The sequence below is a fragment of the Streptomyces sp. NPDC001157 genome, assembly GCF_053598255.1.
On the sequence record NZ_JBSFJW010000006.1, the window covers coordinates 413,058 to 413,927 of the forward strand.

Below are 870 nucleotides of genomic sequence, written 5' to 3' on the forward strand. Positions count from 1 at the left end.
CGCGGGCTTCTCCGGGGTCGCGGGCTTCTCCGGGAACGCAGGCTTGACCGGATGCTCCGGAGACGCGGGCTTCTCCGGGAAGGCAGGCTTCTCCGGCTGCTGCGGAGAGACCGGCTTCTCCGGGGTCGCGGGCTTCTCCGGGAACGCGGGCTTCACCGGATGCTCCGGGAAGGCAGGCTTCACCGGCTTCTCCGGGAACGCAGGCTTCACCGGATGCTCCGGAGACACCGGCTTCTCCGGGAACGCGGGCTTCACCGGATGCTCCGGGAAGGCAGGCTTCACCGGCTTCTCCGGGAACGCAGGCTTCACCGGCTTCTCCGGGAACGCAGGCTTCACCGGATGCTCCGGGAACGCAGGCTTCACCGGATGCTCCGGAGACGCGGGCTTGACCGGCTTTTCCGGATACGCAGGCTTCACCGGGAACGCGGGCTTGATCGGCTGCTGCGGATATGCAGGCTTCACTGGATGCTGCGGATAGGCAGGCTTGACCGGCTGCTGCGGATACGCAGGCTTCACCGGATGCTGCGGATGGCCAGGCTTCACAGGTTGCGCCGGATACGCGGGCTTCACGGGCTGCTGCGGATACGCAGGCTTCACCGGATGATCCGGATGGCCAGGCTTCACCGGATGATCCGGATACGCGGCCTTCACCGGCTGCTGCGGATACGCAGGCCTCACCGGATGATCCGGATGGCCAGGCTTCACCGGATGCTGCGGATAACCAGGCTTCACCGGATGATCCGGATACGCGGCCTTCACCGGCTGCTGAGGATGGGCAGGCCTCACCGGATGATCCGGATGGCCAGGCTTCACCGGATGCTGCGGATAACCAGGCTTCACCGGATGATCCGGATACGCGGCCTTCACCGG

Annotated in this window: 1 pseudogene; it reads right to left on the minus strand. The window is 66.4% G+C overall.

Annotated features, from left to right (window positions below):
- A pseudogene (locus tag ACWDAG_RS14500) lies at positions 1-870 on the minus strand (hypothetical protein); the annotation flags it as partial.